This is a genomic window from Pleurocapsa sp. FMAR1, assembly GCF_963665995.1.
Taxonomy (GTDB): Bacteria; Cyanobacteriota; Cyanobacteriia; order Cyanobacteriales; family Xenococcaceae; genus Waterburya.
The window spans coordinates 1,967,818-1,990,566 of the sequence record NZ_OY762512.1; the positions used below are offsets into that span (position 1 = coordinate 1,967,818).

A 22,749-nucleotide genomic window follows, 5' to 3' on the forward strand; every position below is an offset into this window, starting at 1 on the left:
GAGTCTTGAGCAATTTAATTCTCTGTGTCTACTATTGTTTATGGTTAATCAATTCAGGCGATCGCTATACTATAAAATTATTTCCCAACAGCCAATTTAAACTAGTAAATATTTTAAGCATATCTAAATCTTCCAACTCAGCTATTTTTTTCCTATTGCTAGTAATGGCAAAAGCGATCGCACTTTGGCTATTTTGATTAAAAGAATCAATACAGGTCTATTATGTAACTGCGATCGCTTCTACACTCTTAGCTTCGTTACAGCGGTTTGCAGGTTTAAGAGGGACAGTAGCAGCAGTGAGCGAACCAGTTACGCAAATGTTTAGGATTAATTAAATCCATCGCTATTTTAATCAGCATATCGACCCTTTTGGAAGTCCTGGGAGAAAATTGTCTCAGGAAAGCCTTGAGTTGTGACCACCAATGTTCAATTGGATTAAATTCGGGAGAGTATGGAGACAGGTACAAAATCTTCGCGACCACTGCTTCAATTAAAGGTGCAATAGCTTCTACTTTATGTGCAGGCAAATTGTCCATCACCACCACTGCTCCTTTCCATAGCTGAGGCACTAAACACCTAGAAACATAAACCTCAAACGCAGCCGCAGCCATTGAATCATTAAGCGTCATTACTGCTAGTATTTTAGACTCGCTGATTGCGCCGATAACACTTACCTTGCTACCTCGAGCAAACGGTTTGTAGTCATAGGCTCTCTCTCCAGGTGCAGCGCGAGCATGAGTTCTCATCAATCCGAGTAAAACACCCATTTCATCTAAAAACACGAGGTTTTGGGGATCTACATTTTTAACTTTTGCCCAATACTCTGCTCTTAGAAGCTGGACGCGCTCACGAATTGCTTGGCTGGAGCGAAGTGTTTTTTTTGAGTGGTAATTTTAATCTCTGAAATGTCCGACACATCGTACTTTGACTTACCCATAGTCCCGTCTCATCAAAAAGTAGCTCACAGTATTCTGCTAAAGTCGCATCAGTCTGTTTTTTAAAGATGGCTATCAGCTCGGCTTTATATTTCCGAACAGGACTTACCATCGACCCGCCCTGCTTCCCTGGCAGGATATGCCCTTTTGTCCGCTTCTGAGTAATCAATCTTTGGACACAGTTTTTGCTCACACCGAAGCGTAGCGCAACTTTTCTCACCGAGCTATCACCTTTCTCGATCGCACTAACTATCTTCTCTCGTAAATCTACAGAATAAGGCTTCATTTGTTACCTATTTTTATAACACTTTATTGTCCCCTATTTAGATGCAAATCGCTGTAATGGTAAGTTAATAGCTAAGGTGCAGCAAAGTTTAGACAATTGTTTGCCCAACGATTGTCATTATGAGTAAACAAATAGATATTGACCAAGATTACGTAGCTTGGCTAGAAGAACAGGTCAAAAAGCTTGAAACCCATAATTTTGAGCAGTTAGATCTAGATAATTTGGTTGAGGAATTAGAAGCTTTGGTACGGAATGAAAAAAGCGCAGTTAGAAGTTTTACCTACCAAATTATTATTCATTTACTGCTAATTCAATATTGGTCAGAAGAATCACAGTGGAATAGAAACCATTGGCAAGCAAAAATAGACAATTTTCAGTTTCAACTTAGTGACAAAATGACAGCTAATTTTAAAAACTTGCTCAGTGATGAGCTTCCTAGGATATACGTCAAGGCTAGAAAAGCAGCAATTGATAAAACAGGCTTAAAAAGCGATGAAGTGTGGTCTTTGCGAGAAGTAAGGCTTTAGCCGCAACTGATGCCCTGAGTTAAAGGGCTGTCTTGGTGAGCATTCCCTTGCGCCTGACGGCGACGCGGGGTCTCACCGCTATTCCACTCTCGCGGTGGGGGTCACATGCGGCTCACGCCTTTGTCCCATGAACAACTTCATTTCTGAGCGATCGCTTTCCTGAAACTTGTCCTTATAGCCTAGATAAAATTATTGGTTTTGATTGAAAATGTCGCTATGCTAGCTTCACACACCAACTTAGGAGACAAGTAACCTAAGTCATATTGCGGATTTTTTGCTCGTATTTATATCAGTTAGTTAAGTCAAATGACCGATGTTTTGCTCAAGCACAGCACTTAATATAATTATAGATACTTCTCGAACATTTCCAGAGCTTACATGGTGAGAATAGATTGTAGGCTCTGGTTTTACTTTTTACCCATTGATATCTAAACTGGGCATAATAGCTATTATTGTTTGACTATTGGCGAAACAGCGATTAGATAAATTATTAGTCAGTCTTGAACTTTGTGATTCTCGCGCTTTGGCACAAAGTTTAATTAGAGCAGGAAAAGTAAAAGTTAATCAAGAAATTATTGATAAGCCAGGCACTGAAGTAAAGCTTGATGCCCAGATTGAGGTAAAAGAGAAGCCACCCTATGTATCTCGTGGCGGAAAAAAACTAATCAAAGCTCTGCAAACCTTTAATATTGATGTGCAAGACCGAATTTGTTTGGACGGGGGAATTTCTACAGGGGGATTTACCGACTGCTTATTACAGTCTGGGGCAAAGCTAGTCTACGGAATTGATGTCGGTTATGGACAGGTTGCCTGGAGTATTCGTACGTGCGATCGCGTTATCCTTAAAGAAAGAACTAACATACGCCATCTAACTCCTAATCAGCTATACGACGATGGGACAATGGCAGATTTAGGAGTCATGGATCTATCGTTTATCTCTTTAACCAAGGTGCTAGAGCCTTTATGGAATCTATTAACGACTTCAAAAGAGGTAGTGCTTTTAGTCAAACCTCAGTTTGAAGTAGGACGAGCCAGAGTGGGCAAAAAAGGTGTGGTGCGTAACCTCGATGACCGAGCCTCAGCTATTCTACAGGTTTGGCAAGCGGCTCAAAAGCTAGGTTGGCAATACCAAGGACTGACCAGATCTCCCATTACTGGTCCCGCGGGTAATGTCGAGTATTTATTATGGTTAAAAGCTGATACTGCTTCAGAACTTATTGCTCTAGATTTAGCACAAATCAAGCAGATAATCGCCGAGTAAAAACTAATAGGTTTACTTGACTACAAGGCTCTTTAACCAGAACTTGCTACCTCAAATTAATATCTAAACACTAAACATTAGACTTCTTGCATAAATATTTTTTTTAGATATTTTCGATGTTAGTTTTTAATTCCTGACCTCTTTCGAGACCCCGCTAGCAAGGGAATGCTCGAATTGACCTCTGACCTCTGACTTAACCAAGATTTATGATTCGTGCAAGAGGTCTATTAACTGCTAACTAATCAGAGTATCTTTAGCACTTTTTGGTTGTCGTCTTCTTGATTGTTCGCTGTTAGAACTCGATCGATCCTGACCAGATGATGTTTCTATTTTGATTAAAATATTTGGTCCCGAACTCGCCAGACGAAAAATCATGCCGTCTAGTGCCTTAGTTTGTTCAACCCGTTTTCCATCTATATAAGTGCCGTTGGAACCAAGATTTACAACTTCCCATTCATCTTCTCCTGATTTTCTAACCTCAACATGATGGCGAGATACGACAGCACTATAGAGAACCACCTCATTATTAGTGGCACGACCAATTTTGATACTGGGTTCGTCATAAAAACTCCAGCTTTGAACTGCTACTGATTGAAGAGGATGTAATAATGTTAATGTGATCACAGATACGTCCTTTGAAGAATAGCTTATGGTCTAAAAGCCAGAAGAAAAAATTCTGGTGATAAATATATTTAGGACACTTTATATTTCGTCGTATTTTCTAATTCAGAGCATAAAAATAAGCAAATTTGCAATTTCAATACTAGCCGATATGGACAGTTGTGTCCTATATTTTGCTGCATAATGGGTAAAATATATCAAAAACTACAACAAACTGGCGCTGATTGTTGCTAACGCCAACTCTTATTCTCTAAATCTCTTATTTGACGTTCGAGGCGATCAATACGCCCTCGTAGCTCATCCATTTCTGCCTGACGTGGTACTCCTAAATCTTGAAGCATATTTTTCATCTGTCTTTCAACCTGCTTTGTCACTCCTCCTGACTCCGTATTTAGCTGAGACATCAGATCGTCTACAAAAGATTTTGCCTGATCGGAATTAAGTTTGCCGTCTCTAACCCACTCATCACTAACTTCTTTAATTTTTTCTGCCACTAAAGAAGTTGTGCCAATACCAACCATCAATAACTGCTTTAGCCAATCATTATTATCCATTCGTATGTATCCTCATCTTTATTTACTATGTTATTAGATCGTAGAATAGCTCAACGTAAATATAACTAATTTCTTTGTAAAATTATATGGTTATTGAATGGCTCAAGTTTAGAGTGGATCGAGAATCACGAGAAAAGTTTATTCAACAAGATGAAGCAATCTGGACTACTACACTTTCTACCTATCCTGGCTATATAGGCAAAGAAGTTTGGATTGAACCGACTGCACCTGGCAAAGTGATTATGATTATTCGTTGGCAAACTCGCGAACAGTGGAAATCAATTCCGATGAAGGATTTGGCAGCTATTGAAAAAAAATTTTCTAAAGTGATGCGAGAAATGAACATCAGCTACAAAATGATTGAAAGCAAGGAGTTTCAAATCCGCAAATTCCCCTCAAAACAATGAACAATAAACAATTATCCTTCATCCCTTTAAAATGTTTACTTGTCCAAGATGCAAACAGCCTGTAAATTCTCAGGCAGCCACTTGTCCTCACTGCAATAATCAGTTAAAAGCTTTTGGTCATCCAGGTATGCCTCTGTATCAATCAACAAATGAAGAAGCATTGTGCGATCGCTGTACCTATCACCTTGATGATACCTGTAATTTCCCCCAACGCCCTGATGCTAAAAGCTGCACCCTCTTTCATGATTATTCCATACCCTTAGTTCCAGAAGCGATTCCTGCTAGCCAAAAAGGTTGGGCTGAAATCAAAAACTGGTTATATCGCCATCGGGGGTTAGTTGCGATCGCACTTTTAATTTTTGTGAGTGTGATACTTGTTTGGGCTAGATAAAATAATTTAAGGTTTTGATTTTTTCTGATCTAAGCGTGCTGCTGCTTCTAGTGCAGATTTGTTCCTAGCCTTCTGGGCGTAATACTTTAGCTGCTGAATTTCCATCCCGCTTAAAATACTTAAGTCTTCTAAGTCTATTCCTCGCATTAGCATTTCTATACACCAGGTTTGTCTGGCTTGTTCAATCGCAGGAGGTTCTCCTTGAGGCGTTAACAAGTCTGTGGTTAGCTTTTGCCAAGTGTTTTCTAGTTCAACTCTGGTCATCGCCTCACCTGCATCATCGATAAATATTTCTGCTCGATTGTCTTTACGGCTTTTAAGCCATTGAGTCAAAGGATTGATAGAACTTGAGCCATAGCGATAGCCCATGATCCAATGATTTATCGGTACTTGGCGCACTTTGCCATAATTTATTTGTAAGATATTTTGCTGGGGTTCAACCACCGAATGCGATCGCTCTAGACGCAAGGCTTCTTCTGGAGACAAACCCGCCCCAAACAAAACATACACCAGAGCAAATTCCTGTCTGCCAGTTTTTCTTGCCTGACGAAACAGCGATCGCACCAAGCTAGCTGGCAAATCAACTGCTTCTGGAGGTTCGACTTTGACAATACTAGTTTCGCTAACCTCTAATGCGGAAGCAGATGTAGTAAAACCGTGTAAAAATAGAGTCACCAGACTGGCTAAAAAATCATCTTCCTCATCCCAAAGGTTATAGCCTTCGCAGCTAGACTGGACAACAAAATAACCCATCAAGACAAAGTTTAAAAGGTTAACAATTTGCTCAGGAGTCAAACTGCTATCTAAACCTTCTTTGGCGATCGCTTCTTCTAAATACTCGGCAACATAACGATTAGCTTCACTCAACCCTTTTCCCAAAGCTAAACGATTTTCTATAGGATAGTTTCCCGATTCTCCCACAATAGAACGAACTAAATCTGGTGCTTTCTCTAGAGTAAGCAAACTTTTTTGAGCATATTCCTGTAAAAATTCTGCCACGCTATCTTTAGCGTTTGCCTGTTCTACTAAAGCATGAACCAATTTGGCAAATACTGCCGAATCTTCAATTACGGCTAAAAGCAAGCGATATTTGTTGCCAAAATTGCGAAATAGGGTTACTTCATTTACCTGAGCGCGTTCGGCAACAGCTTTAGTAGTAGTTTCAGTAACACCGCGCTCGGCAAATAAGTCTAAGGCAGCTTCAATTAATCGGGCTTTAGTGGACTTTCGGGGGGTTGACATAAAGATAAAATCGATATCTAAGACAAACTCGCTCAAGCTGAACAGCATTTATTTCAGCTATTTGCCTCTATTTTAAACACACAAATAATTTTCATGCCTATCAGTTTAAATTAAAGAATGTAAGTACTACTTGCACTGAAAAAAAATACCTGCTAGACTGCAATTATGTAAGCGACACTTGCAGAACTTATTTAAAGTAAAAACTATAAGCACAGCGAGAGTCTCATAGTATACGCAACCAGCGTAATCTCTAAAGCTCACAACTTAGAATATTTTTAGGATTAGTTTATTAATGACACAGCAATTAATTGCTCCCAAAAGCCAGCCATCAACTCAGCCAGAGGCTCAACCAGAAGAAAAACTAGAATTATCTTGGGTCAACATTTTCGTTTTTGCCTCGTTTCATCTCATTGCCTTAACCGCACCTTGGTTTTTCTCTTGGTCTGCTTTGGGCGTAGCCATCTTTTTCCATTGGTTGTGCGGTAGCATTGGTATTTGTTTAGCATACCACCGCATCCTAACTCATCGTAGTTTGGAAGTACCCAAGTGGTTAGAACGTATTTTAGTAACCTGTGGCGCATTGGCACTTCAGGGTGGTCCGATTTTCTGGGTAGCAGGACACAGTTTGCACCATGCTCATACAGAAGATAACGACAGAGATCCTCACTCGGCAAAAAAAGGCTTTTGGTGGAGTCATATGGGCTGGTTAATGTACAAGCAAGATAAATATTTTGACTATGACCAATACAAAAAATATGCACCTCGTGCCGATAGAGATCCCTATTATCGCTGGTTAAACAAGAACTTTATTTTGGTACAGATTGCTCTTGGTTTAGCCTTATTAGCTATAGGCGGATGGTCTTTTGTGATCTACGGTATTTTTGTTAGAGTGGTGACTTTGTGGCACTGTACTTGGTTTGTTAATAGTGCAACTCACTTCTGGGGCTACAAAAACTTTGAATGTGAAGATGGTTCTCTAAACAATTGGTGGGTAGGTATTTTGGCTTACGGCGAAGGCTGGCACAACAACCACCACTTTAATCCTCGTGTTGCCAAAGCTGGTCAACGCTGGTGGGAAATTGATGTTACTTGGTGGGCAATTCAAGTCCTAAAAAGTTTAGGATTAGCCAAGAAAATAGTGTCGTAAAACTAATTAAAAAAATTATAGCGATCGCTTTTACTTAGAGTCTAAGTTAACTTTAAGTAAAAGCTTTTTTTTTAGCAAAATTTAAGTGCCATTTGATTCTAAAATACTGCTATGGGCTGTTAAGCATTTAATAAATTTGATGGTATTGCGTAAAAAAACAAGAATAGTAGCCGTTTGAAACCTCGTAAACAGTTTGGTCAGCATTGGTTAAAAGATGAAAGTGTCTTAGAGCAAATTATCATTGCTGCGGAGTTAAAGAAAAGCGATCGTGTCTTGGAAATTGGACCAGGTACAGGATCTTTAACCACTAAAATCCTCTCAATAGTCAACGCTTTGGTATCTGTAGAAATTGATCGCGATTTATGCAAAAAATTAGCCAGAAAATATGGCGAATATAATAACTTTCTCCTGGCTCAGGGTGACTTTTTACAGCTAGATTTGGAAGCATTGTTAACAGACTTTCCCAAGTTTCAGAATCCCAATAAAGTAGTTGCTAACATCCCTTACAACATTACAGGCCCGATTATTGAAAAGCTGTTAGGCAAAATCGCTACTCCCGCGCCACAGCAATATGAATCCATAGTATTGCTAGTTCAAAAAGAAGTAGGAGAAAGGTTAGTAGCCACACCAGGGACCAAAGCTTTTGGTGCATTATCAATTCGCGTTCAATATTTAGCAAGCTGTGAATTAATTTGTGATGTTGACCACAGAGCTTTTTATCCGCCACCAAAAGTAGATTCAGTTGTAATTAGATTACGTCCTAGAAGATTAGCTAATCCTGCTAAGAATCCCCGTCAACTAGAAACATTAATTAAGCTAGGTTTTGCTAGTCGCCGTAAAATGCTGCGTAATAACTTAAAAAGTTTGATTGATATTAATGATTTGAGTCAACTATTAGAAAAACTAGAGTTTAGTCCTCAATGTAGAGCCGAGGATTTGACTATGGAAAACTGGATTTTACTTAGTAATAACTTTAATCCTTCTAAGTGAGCAATTTATTACCTCAATGTCTCAATACGAACTTATCTATAGCACTGTCCGCAAAATTCCTTTCGGAAAAGTTGCCACCTACGGACAAATTGCCGATATTTCAGGACTATATGGTAAGGCTCGTTTAGTCGGGTATGCTCTGTTTCGAGTAGATCTAAAAGATGATATTCCTTGGCATCGCGTGGTTAATTCCCAAGGAGAAATTTCTTATTCTTTTCAGCGTCAGGGTGGAGATTATCTGCAAAAAGTTTTGTTAGAAGAAGAAGGAATTGAATTTAAACATAACGGCAAGATAGATCTAAGTAAATATCGTTGGCAACCTACTCAGTAGCCTTAAGTTTGAAAAGAAAAATATTTGCTTTACTTTGGTTGCCAAAAATCCTCAGACATAGGACGGCTATCGTATTGTTCAATTTAGTTTAAATTCTTGAAGAAGAAATTCTTTCAATTTTAGCCTCCTTTCTTTTATAATTAGGTCATTATTTTTTGACTTTTATATTCTTGATTAATAACTCAATTTATCTAATGCGATCGCCTAACTCAGAACGATCAAGATGAGTGGCGTAGATTGTCAAAGGGGTTGATGGGCGTAGTAAAATCTCAAAGAGCGAAGGTGTTTAATTGTCGAGCCATCGTAACCCAACAACCCGTAATTTACAATGTTTATCTGCTGGCATAAATATTGTAAATGTCTAAATGTCTGAATACAGGGTCTTGCTCTTGCTTAATTTTTGAAAAACCCCTTTCTCTTAGCAATTCATATATAAACAGCACTCTATCATTAATATTGTGAACCTCAACAATAACTTGCTTAATTTTTATCCAATCTTCAGAATTGATGCCTTGTAGCACATCTAATTCAGCCTTCTCAACATCAATTTTTAACAAATCTATCTGGTTTATTAATTGTTCTTCTATAATCTGTGAAATTGTCTTTATTTGACATTCGATCTTTTGTTCAAAATAGGCAAAATCAGTTAATTTATCCGTAATAAGACAAAACATTGAATGAGGTAAAAATTTAATTAAGCTGAATGGAAAAGGCAACTTTTCTGTATTGTCCCTAATAGTTGCAGCAAACTGCTGTTTTTCTTCTCCTGAAGAGTCTGGATACATAGTTGAAATAGCTGTAGCATTTGGATAATGTAGTAAATTCTACAGTTCTGGGCTGCTTTCCTAAACCAATTTGAAATACGTTAATTTTGTCTGAATTATATTTATTGGCATTTTGATCTAGAGCAGCAAAAATGCTAGGCATAGGTTCAAACGCAAAAATGTCAGCTTTACCGTCGCACAAATTATTTATCATTAAAGCAAACAAGCCAATATTTGCCCCAACGTCAAAAATTATATCTCCTTCTTTTATAACGATCCCATACTTTAAATAACCCTGTACCTGCTGGTATAATATTTTTGCTTCATCAGCTTTGAGACAAAAAACCTCCTGGTTATTTGGCAGATAAATTTTTGCTAATTGCTTTTTCATCAGATGAGGTTTTGTTTCTAAAATTGGTGATTAGTTATCTTATTTCGACAATCGCATCTACTCAAAGTAGATTACCAAATCTTAGCTAAATCCAGCACAAAACCCGATAAAACTGGATCTCCGCTAATCGTTTGAGGATTATCCAAACTTTTTACTTCACTATCGGGTGAATAGATATAAACTTGACGAGTAGTGCGATCAATTAACCAGCCAAGAGATGCACCGTTATCAATGTATTCCTGCATTTTATCCTGAAGCATTTTAAGATTGTCACTAGGAGATCTTAATTCGACTACAAAGTCTGGACAAATGGGAGCAAACTTAGTTTTTTGTTCGGCAGACAAAGCATTCCATCTGGTCAATTTAATCCAGCTAGCATCAGGCGATCTAGTTGCGCCATTAGGTAAGATAAACCCCGCAGAAGAATCAAAACCAATTCCACTGCCATCTCGATCTGACCAGTTAGCTAGTTGTTGAATTAATTTAAAATTGCGATTTCCTGTTTCAGAACCTGCTGGGGACATAATTACTAGTTTTCCTGTAGCGGTACGTTCAATACGAAGATGAGAATTAAGTTGACAAAAATCAAAAAAACTATCTGCGCTTATTTCCCATGCAGGAGACATCTGCAATACAAGATAATTATTGCTGTCCGATACCTTGGATAAAGTCATAGCAAAATAATGAAATACATATTGTCAATTATGCTGAATTATCTTTAGTCATAACAAGTAGTGTTTTTAAGTAGCGATCGCATTGAAGCAAATAAGTCTTAGGACGATGATTGGCTTTGTTGCCCCATTAAAACAGCAATCAGGATGATCGCAATTCCAACCAGTTGAACGAGTGTAAATGTTTCCTGTAAAAAAACGTATCCAATAAGCGTGGCGACAACAGGACTCAATAGCCCTAAATATGAAACAGCAGTAGCACTTAGCTGACCGATTCCTCGAAACCAAAGCCCCTAGGCAAGTCCAGTGCCAATCAGACCTAAATAAATAAAGCCCCAGAGATTAGTTCGTGACACTTCTGTAAATGGTCCCTCACTTATCAAGGCAATTGGCAGCAAAACCCCTCCACCCACGGTTAACTGCCACGCCGTAAAAACAATTAAAGAAACTGGTGGCTTCCATCGTTTTACCAACACAGTACCCAGTCCCATCGCACCAGCACCAGCGATCGCAGCAGCAATACCTATAGGATCGAGGCGGGCAGCAGGACTTAGAACTAATAGTCCAACGCCGATGAAGCCCGCGAGCGCAGCTATGTATGATAGACAGCTTGTCTGGCTTTTTACTCAATATCTGCCAAGCAAACAAGGCAACCAATAAAGGTTGGATTGCTCCTGCCGTTGCTGCTACCCCTCCTGGAAGACGCCGATATTTAGACCGCCTAAAACTAAAATACGCCACCACCAATTGCCTTTAGGTAATTTTCTCAGCCCTATAGTTAGCAGGATACCAATGGGGAGCGAGCGCATTGAAGCTACTAATAACGGATGGTTGGGCGGTAATAATTCTGTCGCCACAGCATAGGTTGTTCCCCAGGAAATCGGTGCTAAAGCTGTTAACAAGGTGTTGGACAAACGACTAGGAGCATTCATAGTTTATCTTGATGTTAAGATACTCGATATTATAAGGTTTATCTTGACATAAAGATACTTGATATCAAAACAATTCTCCATATTTAGAGATTAGGCAGTCTTTATCTTGGTGTTAAGATTATTAAAATCGAGACTCTATACAATAAGTCCCAATGGCTGACGATCTAGTTGATAAAATTTTGGCGCAGTGGCAAAAAGAACGTCCTCAATTAGATGCTTCGCCAATGGGTATATTAGGTAGAACACCACGGCTAGCTAAACATTTAACCAGAGAAATTAGCCAAACATTAGCTAAATTTGCTTTAAATCCTGGAGAATTTGATGTTTTAGCTACACTCCGTCGCTCAGGTAAGCCATATCAACTTTCGCCAACAGAGTTGTATAACTCGATGATGGTCACATCTGGAACAATGACCCATCGCCTTGACGGCTTGGAAAAAGCAGAACTTGTAGAACGCATTCGCGACCCAAGCGATCGCCGAGGCACACTAATTCATCTGACTGATAAAGGTTTTAATTTAATCGAGAAGGCAGTAGAAGCTCATGTCGAGAATGGACATCATATTCTTAGTGTTTTAGAAGACTCAGAGCTGGAAACATTGAATATGCTGCTGCGTAAGCTTTTGATTTCCCTTGAAGAGAGGAAACTTTGATCGCTGGTAACTGGTAACTTCATACATAATTTGTAGTGTAATTACCACCAAAGCAAAAAATCAATAGTCGAGTGAACCTTGGTATCATCTATACAACTGATAACAACTAAGTTCATCTTCTCTAATGTTTAATTGGTTTCGCCGTAACGAAAAAGCAAAGCAAGAACCTGAAGCAACTCCCCAACCAACTCAGCCAGAAGAAACTACATTGGCTGCTGAATCTGAAGCGGAAGTAGCTGAACCAGATTATCTTGCTTTTGCTAAGGCTGCTTATCAAAATATTCAGCAGCGCAAAGAAGAAAGCCAAGCCACATTAGTAGAAGAGACAGAGAAATCTGAACCTGAAGCAGTAGATATAGAATCTGAAGCAGTAGATATAGAATCTACTACTCAAGCAGAGATAGAAGAAGCGGATACTGAAGAACAATTAGTAGCATCAACTTTTGAAGACAATCAAGAACAAGCAATACAAGAAGAGAAAACAGAAGAAGTTACCGCGCCAGCAGCAAATGTTCCTGCTTGGATGAAGAAATCTCAGGGTTTAGAAAAGTTAAAGGAAACCGCAATAGAAACTACTGTAGAAGAAGAACAAGTAACACAAGAAGTAGAACTCGACGAAGATTTTATCTGGTCATCTAAAGTATTAGCGGGTAGCGGTAGAACAGCAGAAGATGTATCCGAAGAAGAAATTAGTTGGCTAACTAAGCTACGTCAAGGATTAGGTAAAACTCGTATTGGTCTGGTTAATCAGTTAAAGTCCATCGTCGGCAAAGGACCTTTAAATGACGATGCAGTAATGGAAATCGAGAGTCTATTACTACAGGCAGATGTAGGCATTGAAGCTACTGACTACATTATTGAAACCCTACAGTCAAAATTAAAACAAGAAGCTTTACCGCCCGATCGGGCGATCGCCTATTTAAAAACTATCCTCCAAGATATTTTAGATAAACCCTTGGCAGGACAAGAAGACAAAGCTTTTGTGCCTGAAAAAGATCAGTTTAATATTTGGCTATTGACAGGTGTTAATGGCGCAGGAAAGACTACTACCATTGGTAAGCTAGCAAATTTAGGTCAAAAATCTGGTTATACCTGCTTGATTGCTGCTGCTGATACATTCCGCGCTGCTGCGGTAGAGCAAGTAAAAGTATGGGGAGCCAGGAGTAACACATCTGTGATTGCCAATCCAGGTCAAAATACCGATCCTGCTGCGGTTGTCTTTGATGCGATCGCTGCTGCTCAAGCTAAAAATACCGAATTACTATTAATTGATACCGCAGGAAGATTGCAGAATAAGCAAAATTTGATGGTGGAATTAGCTAAAATCCGTCGAATTATAGATAAAAAAGCTCCTGACGCTAGGGTAGAATCCTTACTAGTTTTAGATGCAACTTTAGGACAGAATGGCTTGCGCCAAGCGCAAGTATTTTCTGAGGCTGCCAACTTAAGCGGTGTGGTTTTAACTAAACTAGATGGCAGTGCCAAAGGTGGTGTGGCTTTAGCGGTTACTCAACAGCTAAATTTACCAATTCGCTTTATAGGTGCGGGGGAAGGGATTGAAGATTTACGACCTTTTTCTAGTTATGAATTTGTTGAGGCTTTATTGAACGGATAAAGGGAATATATAATTCCAACTGCCAGCTTAAATTTAAAGTTTTTGTGTTTTTATATTGCTTTCTTGGCGGATTAACTAATTCAGGTTATCATAAATCAACCTAATATCTCGGCAAATAAAATATAACTGCTGTTTTGATTAGTTTGCCGTTAGGTAGAGATCGATTAAATTAAGTTTCAAAAAACATTTTGTTACTATCTAATTGAATATCTTAAGTCCTACTTTGCTTTAAATATATTCTTGACTAATGAATTGAAAAATTAATGTCTAAATTTGTAGAGGTAATGACTGTCGCATCTTCCCATAGCCATCCCTCTCCAGGAAATGATAGTGTTATAGATTCCTCAGCAGAGGATTCTAATCCTATTGTGGCACTAAAAGAATTAGTGGCTAATCTCCAAAGGGAGCAAAACAAAATTCAAGATTTACTTAGCTCATTAGGGTTCGCTCTACGTAGTTTTAGTAACCTGAATCAGTTTTTAGAATTAACTCCTTTAATGGCAGCCAGGGTTACAGATTCTATTGGTGGAGCATTAATTTTATACAAAGGTAATAAAGTACACTTAGAACACATTCATTGCCAAGACAGCAATATTGGTTTAGAAATACGCCATGTCTTTGAACAAGTAAACTTGCAAATTAATCAGACTAATTTGCTTTACAATCAAACAGTTAATTCCCCTTCACGACTGTCAGAAATTGTTGATGAAAAACTAAGTCAAGAATTAAAACCAAAAATTCAATTTTTTGGCACGCCAATTTTAGTTAGAAACGTCGATCAGGGTCGCCTTTATGTTTTTAGTACCGATCGTGACTATGTTTGGACTCCCACCAGAAGAAAGTTAACTCAACTAGTAGCCGATCAAACCGCAGTGGCGATCGCCAATCACGATCTGACGGTCGAATTACGCTCCAAAGAAAGACAAGATCGCGAATTAGAAATCGCCTCGGAAATACAGTTACGGCTTTTACCTAGTAAATGTCCTGAAATTAAAGGATTAGCGATCGCAGCTAAATGTGAAACCGCAAGTCGCGTTGGTGGAGACTACTATGATTTTATTCGCACCGATTACGATCTTATAGAAAGCAGCCAATTAGAGGCTACATCTGATGTTCCCTGGAGCATTGTCATCGGCGACGTGATGGGTAAAGGTGTCCCCGCAGGCTTGATTATGACCATGACTAGAGGAATGTTAAGAGCCGAAGTTCTTAATCGTCATTCTCCTGCTCAAATTATGCGTCATCTTAATCGGGTAATGTACGCCGATTTAGAAAATTCTCACCGCTTTGTGAGTATGTTTTATTCAGAATACGATCCACAAAAGCAAACCCTTTGCTTTACTAATGCTGCTCATAATCCTCCTTTGATGTGGCGTAAAGCAACTAATGCCCTAGAAAAATTAGACAGTTGGGGAATGCTGATCGGTCTGGATATGGAGTCAGAATATGAAGATGCTACGGTGCAGCTTGCTCCAGGCGATACAATTATTTATTACACAGACGGCTTTACTGACGCTGCTAACGCAGATGGCGATCGCTTTGATGAAGAAAATCTCTGTCTCTGCTTCAAATGGGCTTGTCAGCACCTAGAAACCCCTGATGAAATCTTAAATCACATTTTTGACCAGGTTAAGCGGTTTAGTGGCGTAAATAGCAGAGGTGGAGACGACATGACCTCGATTGTGATGCAGATTCAAGCGATCGAATAATTCAAGCATTGTTATTGAATTTGTCTAGCTTGTAAATAGGCTGCGATCGCCATGACCTAATTAAAATTGATTCATTTTTCTGGCAAGTCTGAAAGCCCAGTAATTCGAGCCAAAATTGCGTCTAGCTTTCCGTTGGCTTGATTTAAATCGTATTTCAATTTATTGAGTTTTCTATCATGCTCGTCAAGATAATTTTCAATAGTATCAAAGGCATTACCAATCCTGCCACTAGGTTCTAAGTCTAAATCAATTTTTTCAACCGTCAATTTTAATTTGGCTACTTTGTGATTAAGCTCGTTAATTTTCTGGTTTTGTTCTTGTTCTTGTTCTATCATTGTTATAATTATTTGAATTGTGACAAGACATTCTCTGTTGATTGGTAGTCATGGTTAATACAATAGCATCACGAGCATCTAAAGTTTCCTCGAACGATCTGTCCCATTTGATTATATTTGCATTTGTCAGCCTTCTTTTATAGGCAAACAGGTTCTCAATCATGCCTTGAAAAACGTGGTTGGCGATCGCTTTTTTGACCAAATCTGTGGTTCTACTCTACAACAAAAAATCAATAATTTTAGTGGCGGTTTGGGTTATCTAAGACTAAATTGGATTCAGTTTTATTCGATATATAAGTTGTTAATCCAATGGAAATTTTATTTAATGGGCAACTCGTGCCGACAATTATTGAGATTCATCACAACTATTTATTACCCGTATTTAGCCTTTTAGCCCAACGCATTGAAGATCCGGATATTTTGGGTCAAATCCAAGATGCTTGGTTTGACTTTATTGATTCAGGGCAAGTTTGGGCATTACTAACTGGTATGTTTTTTGGCTATGTTTTTAAAGGTTTTACTGGCTAAATTACCAATTCTTTTCTACCAGTAATAGGCTTAATTAGAAAAATTTCAACTAAGCCTATTGTTTTCTTTTTCCCAATTAAAAATCTGCACTTAAAGGAGTTCTAGGAAAAGGAATAACGTCTCGAATATTGGTCATTCCTGTCATGAACTGCACCAGTCTTTCAAAACCCAAACCAAAACCAGCATGGGGTACAGTGCCATAACGGCGCAGGTCTAAATACCACCAAATATCATCAGCCTCGATGTTCATCTCTTGGATGCGTCTTTCTAAGACATCTAGCCTTTCTTCTCGTTGCGAACCACCAATGATTTCGCCGATTCCTGGGGCTAATACATCCATTGCCGAGACGGTTTTCTCTCCCTCATCCAAGCGCATATAAAAGGCTTTAATATCTTTGGGATAATTGGTAACAATTACGGGTTTTTTAAATAAATCTTCAGCTAAATAGCGTTCGTGTTCTGACTGTAAATCGATACCCCACTCTACCCGAAACTCAAATTTCTTTTTCGCTTTTTCTAGAAGAGTTACAGCTTCGGTATAGGTTACTCGCTCAAACTCATTGTTAATAATATTATCTGCGTTAGCCAAAATGGATTTATCAACCCACTTGTTGAAAAATTCTATATCGTCAGGGCAGTGCTTCAATACATACTTAAAAATATACTTGAGAAATTCTTCTGCTAGGTTTTGATCTCCTTCTAAATCGCAAAAAGCCATTTCAGGTTCAACCATCCAAAACTCCGATAAATGGCGGGAAGTATTAGAATTTTCGGCACGGAAAGTAGGACCAAAAGTATAAACATTCTGAAACGCCATTGCCATAGCTTCGGCCTGTAGCTGTCCGCTAACGGTTAAATAAGCAGGTTTGCCAAAAAAGTCCTGACTATAATCTACTTCGCCTTGGTCGTTTTTGGGCAGATTGTTTAAATCTAGATTCGTGACGGTAAATAATTCTCCCGCACCCTCGCAGTCGCTAGCGGTAATAATGGGGCTGTGTATCCACAAAAAGCCTTTCTCTTGGAAAAACTGATGAATTGCCGTGGCACAAGCATTGCGTACCCGAAAAACTGCACCTAAAGTATTCGTGCGCGATCGCAAATGACTAATCGTGCGTAAAAATTCAAAAGAGTGGCGTTTTTTTTGTAAAGGATAAGTTTCAGGATCGGCAGTACCATATACGGTTACGGAGTCAGCTTTTATCTCAATTTTTTGCCCTTTGCCTGGAGACTCTACCAAACTACCTGTAATTTCTACCGAAGCACCAGTAGCAATCTGTTTGAGAATATTTTCATAATCTGGTAGATCGGCATCTAAAACTGCCTGTAAACCTGCCAAAGACGAACCATCATTAACTTCTACAAAAGCAAACCCTTTTAATTCTCTTTTAGTACGTACCCAGCCTTGAATGGTTACAGATTCATCTGGCTTACCATTTTTAAGAATGTCTGCAACTCTTCTATTAACCATATCGCCTCTAATTCATCCTTGATAACTGAACCATTTTATCGAAAAAAAGAAGTGAAGTTTCCTAGTGAAAGTCCCTACTCCTTATTTTCTCTAAAAATAGCTAAAAGCTGAGAGCTTTTTTGATTATTTCTGGAGTTACGCGATCGCTAATAGTTGCTTTACCAATCGCTGTAGGTAAGATAAAACGTGCTTTTCCTGCTTTTACTTTTTTGTCGCTTTTGATGGTTTCTAAAATAGCCTCTGTGGTTAACTCTAGAGGAATGTCAGTGGGTAAACCAGCTTTCGCAATTAAATTATCTTGGCGTTGGGCTTCTTCTTTTGTCCACATACCCATCTCTAGGGCAATTTTTCCTGCTGCAACCATGCCAATAGCTACCGCTTCTCCATGAACAAACTGTTTATAGTTAGTCAAGCTTTCTACCCCATGACCAATGGTATGTCCATAATTAAGAATTGCTCTTAACCCTGCTTCTTTTTCATCTTGGCTAACCACATCTGCCTTTGCCTGACAAGAGCGAGTAATCATAGTTTCTAGTAGTTCGTCGCTAATATATTCCAGGCTGTCTAGACGTTCGGTATGTTCCAATTTGGTAAATAGATCCTCGTCCCAAATAACGCCGTATTTAATTACCTCTGCTATTCCTGCCCGAAATTCTCTAGGTGGAAGAGTTGTTAACAGAGTCGGATCTATGGCTACTAATTTTGGCTGATAAAAAGCACCAATTAGGTTTTTCCCCTGGGGATGGTTAACTCCTGTTTTACCACCAACCGAAGCATCGACAATTGCCAAAAGAGAAGTAGGCACTTGCACAAAATTTACTCCCCGTAACCAAGTTGCAGCAGCAAACCCTGTCATGTCTCCGACAACGCCTCCTCCTAAAGCGACAAAGGTAGATGAGCGTTCTATCTGGTTAGCCAGGGCAGTATCGTATACTTGCTGTATGGACTGAAGATGTTTGTGTTCTTCCCCTGGGGGTATTAAATGAGTACAGGTTTCAAAACCAGCATTCTCTAAGGATTTAAGACAGGTATCTCCGTAGTAACCAAATATCTCTGGATTAGAAACCACCAAGACTTTTTTGCCGATCTTTAATTGCTTCATTTTGCTGCCCAATTGTCCTAGACTGTTAGGAGCGATCGCTATTTCGTAAGAGTCTTGAGGCAAATCTACAATTAACATTTAACAATTAACAGTGAACGGTAAATCTAATTTTACAACCTTAACCTTTGGTAAAACAATTAAGCGTTTTGTCTTGAGTGGTTGGACAATTCTGGTAATGGCGATCGCTTTAATTATCGCTACGCCGATATTTTTTATTTTTAGCAGTATATTCACAAAATCGAGTGCAATTTGGCAACATTTAGCCAATACTGTTCTAAAAGACTATATAGTTAACTCTTTATTGCTGATGCTCGTAGTTGGCATTGGCGTTTGTCTAATCGGCGTTGGTACTGCTTGGTTAGTAACAATGTGTCGTTTTTGGGGCAGTACCTGGTTTGAATGGCTGCTATTGCTACCTTTGGCTGCTCCTGCTTATCTATTAGCTTATGCCTACACTAGTATGCTGGATTACTTTGGTCCAGTGCAGTCGGGGCTACGCAGTTTATTTGGCTGGGCAAGTGTTCAAGACTATTGGTTTCCTGAGATTCGTTCTCTGTGGGGGGCAGCAGTAATGCTGTTGTTGGTGCTATATCCTTATGTCTATCTTTTGGCACGAGTCGCATTCCTCGAACAGTCGGTATGTACCATTGAAGCCAGTCGCTCTTTGGGATCTAATCCCTGGCAAAGTTTTTTTTCTGTGGCTTTACCCTTAGCCAGACCAGCAATTATGGCAGGCTTGGCTTTGGCTTTGATGGAAACTCTCAATGATTTGGGGACAGTAGAGTATTTTGGGGTCAATACCTTTACTACAGGAATTTATCGCACCTGGTTAGGGATGGGAAATAGAGCTGCTGCTGCACAGTTGGCAGCTTTTTTGATGATCTTTGTCTTAGTCTTAATTGTCTTAGAAAGGCGATCGCGTAGCGCAGCGCAATATTATGAAAGTTCCAATTCGCTAAAACGCATAACTCCCTATCGACTGGGCTTTGGGCGGAGCGCGTTAGCAATAATCGCCTGTTTATTACCAGTAACTTTGGGCTTTATCATTCCTGCTGTTTATTTGTTACAGCTAACTTTAAATAATTTAGAATCAGCATTTGACGATGGTTTTTGGGATTTAGCACAGCATAGTTTTACCTTAGCAATGATAACGGCGATCGCAGCTATGATTATCTCTTTATTTATGGCTTATGGCAAAAGGCTAGAACCCAACTGGTCAATGAAAACAGCCGTGCGAATTGCAGCTATGGGTTATGCTATTCCTGGTTCAGTTATTGCCGTCGGGGTTTTAATTCCTGTGGCAGGCTTAGACAATATTATTGATAGCTGGATGCGTGCCACATTCAACGTTTCCACTGGCTTACTGCTTTCTGGCACAATTGCTTCTTTGGTTTTTGCCTATCTAGTCCGCTTTTTGGCAGTAAGTTTTGGTTCAGTAGAATCTAGCCTCAACAAAATTTCTCCTAGCTTAGATGATGCTTCTCGCAGTTTGGGATCTGGCTCAACAAGTACCCTCTGGAAAATTCATACTCCTCTAATGTCTGGAGGATTATTGACCGCAGCAATGTTGGTTTTTGTTGATGTGATGAAAGAACTGCCTGCAACTTTGGTAATTCGTCCGTTTAACTTCGATACATTGGGCATTAGAGTCTATCAATATGCCTCGGATGAAAGACTAGCTGAAGCTGCTGCACCAGCTTTAGCGATCATTTTAGTGGGTATAATTCCCGTAATCTTCTTAAGCTGGCGTATTACTCACTCGCGCTAACTTTTAAGCCGATAAATTAAACTAAATGGCGATCGCTTGTTAGAGGGTGTCATCAATTAAGCCAGATAAATTGAACCCAAAAAATTGACGGCTGTTCGATTCTAGCGGGTTGCGATCGCCTCTAAGATTATTATCTTTTCTATTTATGATTGCTCTACCTTAGCAACAATCTCCTTTTTACTCAATTTGATTAATTGTTGTACTGTTTGTTTAAATATAGTTACTTGTTCGTCATTGGGTTGGGTTTGTTGCCAGACTTCTCTTTGCATCAGGCGATCGCACCAGCACTCAATTTTTTCCACCTGACTTAGATCAAAGCCTAGTTTACCAGTTAAGAGAATGGCATCTCCCGCAACGATATCTCCTAAAGAAAAGCTATCTCCGCCAAAATAATTATCTTCTGCTAATAACTCGCTTAAAAAATCAAGTATTCTTTTGATTTTACGTTTTGTTCCTGCTAGCTTGAGTGAATCTGCTGTTTCGCTAATCAAAGAAATTACTAAAGATGATAACTCATTATTAGCTACCATTTGCGCCATTCGTACTTTAGCTAACTGAGATGAATTATTAGGAAGCAAAGGATTATTAGAATACTTGCTTTCTAAATAGTCTAAAATTGCCAAAGATTCTAAAACTCGCAAACCATCATCAATAATTACAGGTACATGATGAAATGGATTAAGGGCAAGAAAGTCTTGCTTAAACTGTTCTCCTTCTTTAAGATTGACAATTTTTGGCGTGAAAGGAATCTCTTTTTCTAACAAAGCGATCCAGACACGACGGGCTAAAGGAGATAGGGGATTGTAATAAAATTTGAGCATGAATATTAATTATTTGATTACCGATCATTCGCTTTTTGGTGGGCAATATAAGCTTATTGTCTATGGCGCGTAAAATTATCTACTTTGCCCACCCTACAACTTTGTTTCATTTTCAGCTAGATAAATGTGTTTGAGCTTTTCAAAAATAGGCATTGGACGCATGGTTTTGAGATTGATAAAGAATCCTACCTGAGTGGCAGAAGTAACTACTTCATTATTGAGATATATCTCAGCCTGTAAATTACAGCGCGATCGCCCTAATTGAGCTAGCCACATCTTGCCAATAGGTCGAGCGAACATCCGCAAAGCTTTTTTGTATTTGATTTCCGTAGAGGCAATAATTGGGCAATATCCCCGCGTCATTAATTCCTCTAAAGGTAAATAAGATTCCAGCATTTTGAGTCTTAAATCTTCCAGCCAGCGAATATAGTCAATATTGCTGACAATTCCTGCAAAATCTAGGTCATAGGTTTTGATTGGCAAGTCTAGGGTTATTTCTAGAGGTTTTGGCTTCATTTAAAATTGATAGTTTTGTTTGCAGACCAATCGGTCTTTTTTAGACTAAAAAAATTTAGCTTGCTTTTACGCCAGATTATTCTCAATATAATTTTGTAAATGGGCTACAACTCTTTCTAGATGCACAGGATTACGTTCTAATTTACTCATCATAATTGCTCCTTCTAAAGTAGAAAAAATAATTGTGGCGACAGTATCGGGTTCGACAGTCGATCGCACTTCTCCTTTTTTGATACCTTTTTGGAGAATCCGAACTATCAAGCTACGGCTAGAATTCATTGCTTCTAAAGCGCGATCGCGTAAGGGCGAATCTGTATCATCGGTTTCAATCGCCGTATTCAAGATCGGACAACCGCCGACAATGGGCGGATCGTTAATATAAATCAAGTAACTAGATACTAGTGCCTGTAATCGTTCAATTGCATTACGCTTAGTTTTTACCACACTCCAAATCCTTCGGCTAAGTAGGCTAGAAGCATAATCAAACGCCTCTAAAGCCAGTTCATCTTTGCTTTGAAAATGGTTATAGATTCCTCCTTTTTTTAACCCCGTAGCCTGCATAATATCGGCGATCGAAGAACCTGCATAACCTTTGAGATTAAACAATTCTGCTGCTTGCTGAATTATACGAGCTTTAGTTTGTTGTGCTTTGGACATTAATATTTAAGACCAATCGGTCTGTATTAAGATTAGTATAAAAAATCATCTTTGACAAATGTATTTAGTCTTTAATTCTGCCCATTTAAAGTAACAAGATTAAGTTTTGCGGTTTATATCTTCTTAA

General features: G+C 39.0%; 28 protein-coding genes and 1 pseudogene. 13 read left to right on the top strand and 16 right to left on the bottom strand.

The window, feature by feature from the left end:
• Positions 1–5 precede the first annotated feature (5 nt).
• Positions 6–197, top strand: coding sequence for a hypothetical protein (locus SLP02_RS09585; RefSeq protein ID WP_319420433.1), 192 nt, complete (start codon positions 6–8; stop codon positions 195–197).
• A gap of 78 nt (positions 198–275) precedes the next feature.
• Here SLP02_RS09585 and SLP02_RS09590 read toward each other — a convergent pair whose 3' ends face one another.
• Complete coding sequence (locus SLP02_RS09590) at positions 276–767, bottom strand: transposase (protein ID WP_413467140.1); 492 nt, start codon at positions 765–767, stop codon at positions 276–278.
• 79 nt (positions 768–846) lie between these two features.
• On the bottom strand, positions 847–1,221 hold the full coding sequence (locus SLP02_RS09595; RefSeq protein ID WP_319419761.1) for a helix-turn-helix domain-containing protein: 375 nt from the start codon (positions 1,219–1,221) through the stop codon (positions 847–849).
• 119 nt (positions 1,222–1,340) lie between these two features.
• Between SLP02_RS09595 and SLP02_RS09600 the strand changes: the two genes are divergently transcribed.
• Both SLP02_RS09600 and SLP02_RS09605 read left to right on the top strand, forming a co-directional pair.
• A complete protein-coding gene (locus tag SLP02_RS09600; RefSeq protein WP_319420434.1) occupies positions 1,341–1,748 on the top strand; it encodes a DUF29 domain-containing protein in 408 nt (135 codons plus the stop codon).
• Between the two features lie 463 nt (positions 1,749–2,211).
• A complete protein-coding gene (locus SLP02_RS09605) occupies positions 2,212–3,009 on the top strand; it encodes a TlyA family RNA methyltransferase (protein WP_319420435.1) in 798 nt (265 codons plus the stop codon).
• 234 nt (positions 3,010–3,243) lie between these two features.
• Here SLP02_RS09605 and SLP02_RS09610 read toward each other — a convergent pair whose 3' ends face one another.
• Entirely contained in the window at positions 3,244–3,633 is a 390-nt protein-coding gene (locus SLP02_RS09610) for an FHA domain-containing protein (protein ID WP_319420436.1), read from the bottom strand.
• A 227-nt stretch (positions 3,634–3,860) separates the two neighbouring features.
• Complete coding sequence (locus SLP02_RS09615) at positions 3,861–4,184, bottom strand: phasin family protein (RefSeq protein ID WP_319420437.1); 324 nt, start codon at positions 4,182–4,184, stop codon at positions 3,861–3,863.
• Positions 4,185–4,270: 86 nt separating this feature from the next.
• On the opposite strand from SLP02_RS09615, the gene SLP02_RS09620 reads away from it, so the two are divergent.
• Positions 4,271–4,591, top strand: coding sequence for a TIGR03792 family protein (locus SLP02_RS09620; protein ID WP_319420438.1), 321 nt, complete (start codon positions 4,271–4,273; stop codon positions 4,589–4,591).
• A 31-nt stretch (positions 4,592–4,622) separates the two neighbouring features.
• Positions 4,623–4,982 carry a zinc ribbon domain-containing protein gene (locus tag SLP02_RS09625; RefSeq protein ID WP_319420439.1) on the top strand — a complete coding sequence of 120 codons (360 nt, stop codon included), beginning with the start codon at positions 4,623–4,625 and terminating at the stop codon, positions 4,980–4,982.
• Positions 4,983–4,988: 6 nt separating this feature from the next.
• Here SLP02_RS09625 and SLP02_RS09630 read toward each other — a convergent pair whose 3' ends face one another.
• The gene (locus SLP02_RS09630; RefSeq protein WP_319420440.1) at positions 4,989–6,224 is read right to left on the bottom strand and encodes a TetR/AcrR family transcriptional regulator; all 1,236 of its coding nucleotides are present in this window, start codon (positions 6,222–6,224) and stop codon (positions 4,989–4,991) included.
• Positions 6,225–6,516: 292 nt separating this feature from the next.
• Between SLP02_RS09630 and SLP02_RS09635 the strand changes: the two genes are divergently transcribed.
• The 3 genes from SLP02_RS09635 to SLP02_RS09645 all read left to right on the top strand — a co-directional run bounded on the left by SLP02_RS09635 (position 6,517) and on the right by SLP02_RS09645 (position 8,692).
• Positions 6,517–7,371, top strand: a complete 855-nt coding sequence (locus SLP02_RS09635; protein ID WP_319420441.1) for an acyl-CoA desaturase — start codon at positions 6,517–6,519, stop codon at positions 7,369–7,371.
• A gap of 174 nt (positions 7,372–7,545) precedes the next feature.
• Entirely contained in the window at positions 7,546–8,361 is an 816-nt protein-coding gene (gene rsmA, locus SLP02_RS09640) for a 16S rRNA (adenine(1518)-N(6)/adenine(1519)-N(6))-dimethyltransferase RsmA (protein WP_319420442.1), read from the top strand.
• A gap of 16 nt (positions 8,362–8,377) precedes the next feature.
• Positions 8,378–8,692, top strand: coding sequence for an MGMT family protein (locus tag SLP02_RS09645; protein WP_319420443.1), 315 nt, complete (start codon positions 8,378–8,380; stop codon positions 8,690–8,692).
• Between the two features lie 332 nt (positions 8,693–9,024).
• Here SLP02_RS09645 and SLP02_RS09650 read toward each other — a convergent pair whose 3' ends face one another.
• From SLP02_RS09650 to SLP02_RS09670, 5 genes and pseudogenes are all read right to left on the bottom strand, one after another.
• A complete protein-coding gene (locus SLP02_RS09650; protein ID WP_319420444.1) occupies positions 9,025–9,477 on the bottom strand; it encodes an FkbM family methyltransferase in 453 nt (150 codons plus the stop codon).
• Positions 9,425–9,847 (bottom strand): FkbM family methyltransferase, encoded by a 423-nt coding sequence (locus SLP02_RS09655; protein WP_319420445.1) that lies wholly within the window; start codon positions 9,845–9,847, stop codon positions 9,425–9,427. The genes SLP02_RS09650 and SLP02_RS09655 overlap by 53 nt, the downstream gene beginning before the upstream one ends.
• Positions 9,848–9,918: 71 nt before the next feature.
• Positions 9,919–10,521, bottom strand: coding sequence for a Uma2 family endonuclease (locus SLP02_RS09660; protein WP_319420446.1), 603 nt, complete (start codon positions 10,519–10,521; stop codon positions 9,919–9,921).
• 98 nt (positions 10,522–10,619) lie between these two features.
• Positions 10,620–11,114: pseudogene (locus SLP02_RS09665) on the bottom strand (EamA family transporter).
• Positions 11,115–11,204: 90 nt separating this feature from the next.
• A complete protein-coding gene (locus tag SLP02_RS09670) occupies positions 11,205–11,450 on the bottom strand; it encodes a hypothetical protein (protein ID WP_319420447.1) in 246 nt (81 codons plus the stop codon).
• 152 nt (positions 11,451–11,602) lie between these two features.
• On the opposite strand from SLP02_RS09670, the gene SLP02_RS09675 reads away from it, so the two are divergent.
• The 3 genes from SLP02_RS09675 to SLP02_RS09685 all read left to right on the top strand — a co-directional run bounded on the left by SLP02_RS09675 (position 11,603) and on the right by SLP02_RS09685 (position 15,427).
• Positions 11,603–12,103: a MarR family winged helix-turn-helix transcriptional regulator gene (locus SLP02_RS09675; RefSeq protein ID WP_319420448.1), complete on the top strand. Its 501-nt coding sequence runs from the start codon at positions 11,603–11,605 to the stop codon at positions 12,101–12,103.
• A gap of 124 nt (positions 12,104–12,227) precedes the next feature.
• Positions 12,228–13,718 carry a signal recognition particle-docking protein FtsY gene (gene ftsY, locus SLP02_RS09680; RefSeq protein ID WP_319420449.1) on the top strand — a complete coding sequence of 497 codons (1,491 nt, stop codon included), beginning with the start codon at positions 12,228–12,230 and terminating at the stop codon, positions 13,716–13,718.
• A gap of 263 nt (positions 13,719–13,981) precedes the next feature.
• Positions 13,982–15,427 carry a GAF domain-containing SpoIIE family protein phosphatase gene (locus SLP02_RS09685; protein WP_319420450.1) on the top strand — a complete coding sequence of 482 codons (1,446 nt, stop codon included), beginning with the start codon at positions 13,982–13,984 and terminating at the stop codon, positions 15,425–15,427.
• 71 nt (positions 15,428–15,498) lie between these two features.
• Here the strand turns inward: SLP02_RS09685 and SLP02_RS09690 are convergent, their stop codons facing one another.
• Positions 15,499–15,762, bottom strand: a complete 264-nt coding sequence (locus SLP02_RS09690; RefSeq protein ID WP_319420451.1) for a hypothetical protein — start codon at positions 15,760–15,762, stop codon at positions 15,499–15,501.
• A gap of 309 nt (positions 15,763–16,071) precedes the next feature.
• Here SLP02_RS09690 and SLP02_RS09695 point away from each other — a divergent pair, with 309 nt between their 5' ends.
• Positions 16,072–16,290: a hypothetical protein gene (locus SLP02_RS09695; RefSeq protein WP_319420452.1), complete on the top strand. Its 219-nt coding sequence runs from the start codon at positions 16,072–16,074 to the stop codon at positions 16,288–16,290.
• Positions 16,291–16,366: 76 nt separating this feature from the next.
• On the opposite strand, the gene asnS is transcribed toward SLP02_RS09695, so the two are convergent.
• Together asnS and aroB are read right to left on the bottom strand one after the other, a co-directional pair.
• Complete coding sequence (gene asnS / locus SLP02_RS09700; protein WP_319420453.1) at positions 16,367–17,758, bottom strand: asparagine--tRNA ligase; 1,392 nt, start codon at positions 17,756–17,758, stop codon at positions 16,367–16,369.
• A gap of 100 nt (positions 17,759–17,858) precedes the next feature.
• Positions 17,859–18,938: a 3-dehydroquinate synthase gene (aroB, locus tag SLP02_RS09705; RefSeq protein WP_319420454.1), complete on the bottom strand. Its 1,080-nt coding sequence runs from the start codon at positions 18,936–18,938 to the stop codon at positions 17,859–17,861.
• A gap of 97 nt (positions 18,939–19,035) precedes the next feature.
• Here aroB and SLP02_RS09710 point away from each other — a divergent pair, with 97 nt between their 5' ends.
• Complete coding sequence (locus SLP02_RS09710) at positions 19,036–20,628, top strand: ABC transporter permease (RefSeq protein ID WP_413467355.1); 1,593 nt, start codon at positions 19,036–19,038, stop codon at positions 20,626–20,628.
• A gap of 143 nt (positions 20,629–20,771) precedes the next feature.
• Here SLP02_RS09710 and SLP02_RS09715 read toward each other — a convergent pair whose 3' ends face one another.
• From SLP02_RS09715 to SLP02_RS09725, 3 genes are all read right to left on the bottom strand, one after another.
• On the bottom strand, positions 20,772–21,449 hold the full coding sequence (locus SLP02_RS09715) for a glutathione S-transferase family protein (protein WP_319420456.1): 678 nt from the start codon (positions 21,447–21,449) through the stop codon (positions 20,772–20,774).
• 93 nt (positions 21,450–21,542) lie between these two features.
• Positions 21,543–21,965, bottom strand: coding sequence for an acyl-CoA thioesterase (locus tag SLP02_RS09720; RefSeq protein ID WP_319420457.1), 423 nt, complete (start codon positions 21,963–21,965; stop codon positions 21,543–21,545).
• Positions 21,966–22,031: 66 nt separating this feature from the next.
• Entirely contained in the window at positions 22,032–22,622 is a 591-nt protein-coding gene (locus SLP02_RS09725) for a TetR/AcrR family transcriptional regulator (RefSeq protein WP_319420458.1), read from the bottom strand.
• Positions 22,623–22,749 lie beyond the last annotated feature (127 nt).

Bases quoted from the DNA above. Each gene is read 5' to 3' on its own strand.
- SLP02_RS09590 (WP_413467140.1), bottom strand. From the start codon at position 767: ATGGGTGTTTTACTCGGATTGATGAGAACTCATGCTCGCGCTGCACCT.
- SLP02_RS09595 (WP_319419761.1), bottom strand. From the start codon at position 1,221: ATGAAGCCTTATTCTGTAGATTTACGAGAGAAGATAGTTAGTGCGATC.
- SLP02_RS09600 (WP_319420434.1), top strand. From the start codon at position 1,341: ATGAGTAAACAAATAGATATTGACCAAGATTACGTAGCTTGGCTAGAA.
- SLP02_RS09615 (WP_319420437.1), bottom strand. From the start codon at position 4,184: ATGGATAATAATGATTGGCTAAAGCAGTTATTGATGGTTGGTATTGGC.
- SLP02_RS09620 (WP_319420438.1), top strand. From the start codon at position 4,271: ATGGTTATTGAATGGCTCAAGTTTAGAGTGGATCGAGAATCACGAGAA.
- SLP02_RS09625 (WP_319420439.1), top strand. From the start codon at position 4,623: ATGTTTACTTGTCCAAGATGCAAACAGCCTGTAAATTCTCAGGCAGCC.
- SLP02_RS09630 (WP_319420440.1), bottom strand. From the start codon at position 6,224: ATGTCAACCCCCCGAAAGTCCACTAAAGCCCGATTAATTGAAGCTGCC.
- SLP02_RS09635 (WP_319420441.1), top strand. From the start codon at position 6,517: ATGACACAGCAATTAATTGCTCCCAAAAGCCAGCCATCAACTCAGCCA.
- SLP02_RS09645 (WP_319420443.1), top strand. From the start codon at position 8,378: ATGTCTCAATACGAACTTATCTATAGCACTGTCCGCAAAATTCCTTTC.
- SLP02_RS09650 (WP_319420444.1), bottom strand. From the start codon at position 9,477: ATGTATCCAGACTCTTCAGGAGAAGAAAAACAGCAGTTTGCTGCAACT.
- SLP02_RS09655 (WP_319420445.1), bottom strand. From the start codon at position 9,847: ATGAAAAAGCAATTAGCAAAAATTTATCTGCCAAATAACCAGGAGGTT.
- SLP02_RS09660 (WP_319420446.1), bottom strand. From the start codon at position 10,521: ATGACTTTATCCAAGGTATCGGACAGCAATAATTATCTTGTATTGCAG.
- SLP02_RS09670 (WP_319420447.1), bottom strand. From the start codon at position 11,450: ATGAATGCTCCTAGTCGTTTGTCCAACACCTTGTTAACAGCTTTAGCA.
- SLP02_RS09675 (WP_319420448.1), top strand. From the start codon at position 11,603: ATGGCTGACGATCTAGTTGATAAAATTTTGGCGCAGTGGCAAAAAGAA.
- ftsY (WP_319420449.1), top strand. From the start codon at position 12,228: ATGTTTAATTGGTTTCGCCGTAACGAAAAAGCAAAGCAAGAACCTGAA.
- SLP02_RS09685 (WP_319420450.1), top strand. From the start codon at position 13,982: ATGTCTAAATTTGTAGAGGTAATGACTGTCGCATCTTCCCATAGCCAT.
- SLP02_RS09690 (WP_319420451.1), bottom strand. From the start codon at position 15,762: ATGATAGAACAAGAACAAGAACAAAACCAGAAAATTAACGAGCTTAAT.
- SLP02_RS09695 (WP_319420452.1), top strand. From the start codon at position 16,072: ATGGAAATTTTATTTAATGGGCAACTCGTGCCGACAATTATTGAGATT.
- asnS (WP_319420453.1), bottom strand. From the start codon at position 17,758: ATGGTTAATAGAAGAGTTGCAGACATTCTTAAAAATGGTAAGCCAGAT.
- aroB (WP_319420454.1), bottom strand. From the start codon at position 18,938: ATGTTAATTGTAGATTTGCCTCAAGACTCTTACGAAATAGCGATCGCT.
- SLP02_RS09710 (WP_413467355.1), top strand. From the start codon at position 19,036: ATGGCGATCGCTTTAATTATCGCTACGCCGATATTTTTTATTTTTAGC.
- SLP02_RS09715 (WP_319420456.1), bottom strand. From the start codon at position 21,449: ATGCTCAAATTTTATTACAATCCCCTATCTCCTTTAGCCCGTCGTGTC.
- SLP02_RS09720 (WP_319420457.1), bottom strand. From the start codon at position 21,965: ATGAAGCCAAAACCTCTAGAAATAACCCTAGACTTGCCAATCAAAACC.
- SLP02_RS09725 (WP_319420458.1), bottom strand. From the start codon at position 22,622: ATGTCCAAAGCACAACAAACTAAAGCTCGTATAATTCAGCAAGCAGCA.